The following is a 5,490-nucleotide window of genomic DNA, read 5'->3' on the forward strand; positions in this document are numbered from 1 at the left end:
CTTCCCCAGGGAGACTTTTGCGATGGATGCCTCTCAATCGGCGATGTCAAAACCCGTTTCCACCGCGTCGACTCGGCGTGTGACTGCCAACGTTTCGATCGCACAGTACTTGATCCAACGCTTGCAAGACTACGGGATCGGGCACATGTTCGGTATCCCCGGCGACTATGTCTTGTCGCTGTACAGCGAATTGGAAAAGAGTCCGATCGAAATGATCGGCTGCACGCGTGAAGACTGTGCGGGGTTCGCAGCCGACGCCTACTCCCGGCTCAACGGAATGGGCGCGGTGTGCGTCACGTACTGTGTCGGCGGGCTCAGCGTCTGCAACTCGATCGCCGGCGCGTTCGCGGAAAAATCACCCGTCGTGGTGGTGACCGGATCACCGGGGCTGAAAGAACGATCCAGCGGGGCGTTGTTGCATCACATGGTGCGAGACTTTCGGACCCAATACGAGGTCTTCGAAAAATTCACGATCGCCGGCGCGGAGCTTTCCGATCCGCTGACCGCGTTCGCCGAAATCGATCGTGTGCTGGACGCCTGTGATCGTTTCAAACGCCCGGTGTATTTGGAATTACCACGTGACATGGTGCACGTCGTTCCGCCGATCGTCCATGGCTACCGCGGTTCCAGTCACGTCAACGACCAACAGGCAACAACGGAAGCCATTCGTGAAACGAGCCGCTTGATCGAAGCGGCAGACTGTCCGGTCATCCTGGCCGGTGTGGAACTGCATCGTTTTGGCTTGCAAGACGAATTGTTGCAGTTGGCTGAAGCGGCCAACATTCCGATCGCCACAACGATGTTGGGCAAAAGCGTGATCAGTGAACGTCATCCGATGTTCATCGGGCTGTACGAAGGAGCCTTGGGGGATCAAGCCGTCACGCAGTTTGTCGAGAACAGCGACTTGGTCCTGCTGTTGGGCGCGTTCATGAGCGACATCAACTTGGGAATTTTTTCCGCCAACCTCAATCCCGCACGCTGCGTGTACGCGACCAGTGAAACGCTGCGGATCTCCCACCACCACTATCACAACGTCGGTTTAAAAGAGTTCATTGTCGGGCTGGTGGAAGCGGGCTTGGTACCGCAGCCGCGATCGATTCCCGAACAGCTCTCCTCGACCAAACGTTCTTCGTCGAAACACTCCGAGCCCGGCGAAGGGGGCTTGCGGACGAGCTGGATGATGAGCCGACTGAATCGCTTGATCGACGCCGACACGATCGTGATCGCGGATGTGGGCGACTCGTTGTTTGCGGCGACCGAACTGACGATCCACGAGCGGGGTGAATTCTTGAGCCCGGCCTATTACACGTCGATGGGTTTCAGTGTTCCCGCAGCCTTGGGGGCTGCCACCGCTCGCCCCGATCATCGTGTCGTCGTGCTCGTCGGCGACGGCGCGTTCCAGATGACCGGCCAAGAACTCAGCACCTTGATTCGTTGCGGCCACTGTCCGATCGTGATCCTATTGGACAACCACGGCTATGGCACCGAGCGCTACTTACACGCCGGCGATTGGAAATACAACGAAATCCATCATTGGGAGTACGGCAAGTTGCTCGACGTCTACGGTTGCGGAAAAAGCCACTACGCGGAAACGGAGCTGGAGTTTGAAGCGGCACTGCAAGACGCCTGGGACACACTCGACCAGCCGCACTTGATTCATGCAAAACTGGTCGAGGGTGATGGCAGTGATACGCTAAAAAATCTTGCCGATCGGATGAGCAAGACGGTTGGTTAGCTGGGCTTGTCACCGTCATCGTCTGCGGCAATCGCTGGAAGCCCGATCAAAGCCACCGCGACTAAACAAACCAGCCCACCGAAAATCTTCGCTCTCGTCGTTGTCAACTCTCTTAATGGTACGATGAAGAAAAACCGGCCCGGGCGCTCCTCCGGATAGCGATAGATATAGGTGATCGGTCGGGCGTGTGCCACAAAAGCAGTGCCAGTGGACGGTAATTGTCAAGAATGTCCCTAACGAGTCGCTCGCCGGGTAACCAATTGTTCATGAACAAGCTGAGTCAAAACCAACGCGAACAAATCCTCTCGGAGTTCCAGACACGCGGCAAAATTGCGGCCGTCAAACGGTACAAGGATTGGATGAAGTGCTCCCTGCTGGAAGCCAAGAACGCCGTCGAAGCCATCGAGCGTGATGCGCAGAGCGGCGAGTCCAACCCGCCGGCACCACCGGACTCGGCCGTCTCGGGCCCTGCGATGCATCAAGTCGACCAAGCCATCGCGCGGGGAAAGAAACTCGAGGCGGTCAAGCTTTATCGGCAACTCTCCGGAAAGTCGCTGCGTGAATGCAAAGCGTTCGTGGAATCACGGATGGATCGATCGCGGTCGACCTCCGCGGAATCGACATCCAATCCGACGGCGATCGATTCGCAACGCTCGGGATGCTTTTCCGTGCTGTTGCTCTTTGCCAGCCTGACCGGGCTGTGCTGCATCAGCGGTTTGATTGCAATTATAATTCTCGAATGAAATTATCATTCGCTCGACGAGTCCGCTACGCGAAGCTCAAGGGCCGACGGCTACGACTGCAACGCTTCGAACCGCGTCAGTTACTCGCCGCCGGTGCGGATTTGGCGTTTTACGAATTTGCCAATCACACCACGGCAACACCGGAACTGTTTTCGGTCGACACGCATGCGCAGACGACCGCCAGCGACATCAGCTCGCCGCTCAGCCTGGGATGGACCGGAAACGGCGAACCGCCGAACGGATTGGCGCTCGGTGGTGCATTCAACGAAACCAGCGAACCGACACCCGCCGGCGGCCAGGACGATTATTTTGAATTGACGATCACGCCCGCCCCCGGTTACGTGTTGAACCTCGCTCGATTCAGCATGCAGATCCGTCGCAACGATCCCGATTCCAAGGACAGTTACTCCGTCTACTTCGACAACGATCCGGGACCCGGCGGAGACAACTTCACGACGAAACTGGCCAGCGGAAAAATCACCAGCGAAGACGTTTTTGAATCGATCAGCATTCCCCTGGAAGACGTGCCGGGATTGGCCGACCAAACCACGCCGATCACCTTTCGCGTGTACGCCTGGGGAACGGTGGGCTTGAACGCGATGCGGCTGGACAACATCCGTGTGCAAGAAGTGCAACGGACGGTCAGCGAATCGTCGTTGGCCTACTATGGCGATGCGGGTCGATTGCTTCATCCGTTGGACGCGTTAGGCAATCGCATCGCCGATTTTTCGGCCGCCGGCTATCGCAACAGCAACGAACCCTCGCCGGATGTCACCGCGACGATCGATCCATCGCGGTTGGTGACGGTCGCCCCCGTCGCCGGTGATGACATGGCGAGTCTGCAGGCTGCGATCGATCAAGTCGGATCGTTGCCCGTCGCATCCGACGGCTATCGCGGCGTCGTGCAATTGACCGCCGGCGAATACCAAATCAGCGACCGACTCACGATCCTCGACAGCGGCGTGGTCTTACGCGGCGTCGGTGACGGCGACGATCCCCTGACCAGCACGATCCTCCGCGCGACCGGAACGACACAGCGGTCGGTCATCGTCGTCGGCCAGTCGTCCGGTTTCGCGTCCGGCATCGCCAACACGACGCACAACATCGTCGACAAATACGTGCCCGTGGGCGCGACCAGCCTGCGCGTCGATTCGACGGCCAACTGGAGTGTCGGCGATCCCGTCGTCGTCAAACGGCCCAGCACCGCCGAGTGGATCACCGCGATCGGCATGGACAACATTCCGCCGCGCAGTGACGGCGGAACCGTCAATCAATGGGCACCCGGCGGAAACTTTGACCATCTGTACGAACGCGTGATCACCCGGATCGAAGGCGATCGCGTCTTTCTCAATGCGCCGTTGATGTCGTCGTTTCAACAGGAATACGGCGGCGGCACCGTGTTTCGATACACGTTCCCCCGCATCGAAAACGTCGGCATCGAAAACATCCGTGGCGTGTCCGACTTTGTCAGCCCGACCGACGAGGCGCATGCCAGCACCTTCATCGAACTGCAATCCGTTCAAGACGCCTGGGTCCGCAACGTCACCGGACAACATTTCATCTTCGCAACCGTTCATGCGACCAGTCGTGCGATCCGAGTCACCGTGGACGATGCCCAGAGCTTGGATCCCGTTTCCATCATCACCGGTGCCCGACGATACCCCTTCACGATCGATGGGCAATTCGTGTTGATGCAGAACCTCTACTCGGAAAACGGACGGCACGATTTTGTCAACAATTCCTCCTGGCGGAACCGCGGCCCCAACGTTTTTCTCAACGGAACGGCCGTCGATTCCCACAGTTCCACCGGCCCCCACCAACGCTGGTCGTCGGGCACGCTTTATGACACGATCACGACCGACAATCTGATCGAAGCACGCAACCGAGGCAATTTCGGCAGCGGACACGGTTGGGGCGGCGCGAGCATGGTGTTCTGGAACGCGCGTGCCGAACAATTCATCGTTCAGAACCCGCAAACGGCCCAAAACTGGGTGATCGGGTCGACAGGCACGCTGGTCAACGAAACGCGTTTCGGCCCCCAACCGCCGGCAACCGTCGACGCACACGCCACGCCGATCGATTTTGGCGACCCACAAAACCCGACCAGCAGCCTGTTCGTTGCCCAACACAACCAGCGGATGGCCGACCCGACCGCGGAAACCCGTGAGTACGTGCTGGGAGATTTCGATTCGCTCACCTACGACGGTTCGACCTCGGCAGATTCGCTGCCCGTCGATCCACAATGGATGAGCGACGTGACGACGTTGGCGGCGGGAACACCGATCCGGTCCAGCGACCAAGCAACCGACGGCCAAGCAACCGACGGCCAGTACGTTCCCTTTCGTTTCCAATACGCGCTGGACACCCACGAGGTGGTGCGCTCGGCGGTGCTGTCGTTGGGACTGCGGGGAACCGGTGGACCGACGTCCGATGATTCCATCTGGATCGACGACCTTTCGCGACCGCGATCGCTCGGCTCCCTTGGCATCACCGCTCCCCTGTCGACTTCCGAAACAACGACGCTGACGGTCGAACTGACCGGTCGGGATCTGATCGCGGCTCAAGACGGACAGCTGGACGTCTTGATCGGCCAGCACAGCGCCGTGGATTGGGCGGTCTTGAATCTGTCGGTCACCGAGCTCGACGTGTTTGATTTCGGCGATGCCCCCGCATCTTATCCCACAACCCTGGCCCAAGACGGAGCACGCCACGGAGCGACCGGGCCGCGTCTGGGCGAAACGCGCGATGAAGAATCCGATGGCGTGGCGTCCCCGGGAGCCGATGCGGATTTGGACGACGGAGTGTTGTTCGGTGCCATTCGCATGGGTCACCCGATGGCGGGCGTGAACATCGATCTGCAAAACGCGGCCGAAGCCAAAGTCGATGTCTGGGTCGACTTTGATTTTGACGGGGCCTGGCAACCGAACGAACAAGTCCTTTCCGCCGCCCCGGTTTCCGCGGGACTGCAAACACTCAATTACAACCTGCCAGCCTCGGCGCCGCTCGGCCAGA

3 protein-coding genes are annotated in these 5,490 nt (G+C 59.3%); all 3 read left to right on the forward strand.

Annotated features, from left to right (window positions below):
- A partial coding sequence (locus ABX749_RS19800; protein ID WP_372897491.1) for an alpha-keto acid decarboxylase family protein occupies nt 1-1,735 on the forward strand: 1,735 nt, incomplete at its 5' end.
- A 266-nt stretch (nt 1,736-2,001) separates the two neighbouring features.
- Entirely contained in the window at nt 2,002-2,478 is a 477-nt protein-coding gene (locus ABX749_RS19805; protein WP_372897492.1) for a hypothetical protein, read from the forward strand.
- Nucleotides 2,475-5,490 (forward strand): hypothetical protein (locus ABX749_RS19810; RefSeq protein ID WP_372897493.1); only part of this gene is annotated, 3,016 nt, incomplete at its 3' end. The genes ABX749_RS19805 and ABX749_RS19810, both read left to right, overlap by 4 nt.

Source organism: Stieleria sp., assembly GCF_041595215.1.
GTDB classification, from domain to species: Bacteria; Planctomycetota; Planctomycetia; order Pirellulales; family Pirellulaceae; genus Stieleria; species Stieleria magnilauensis.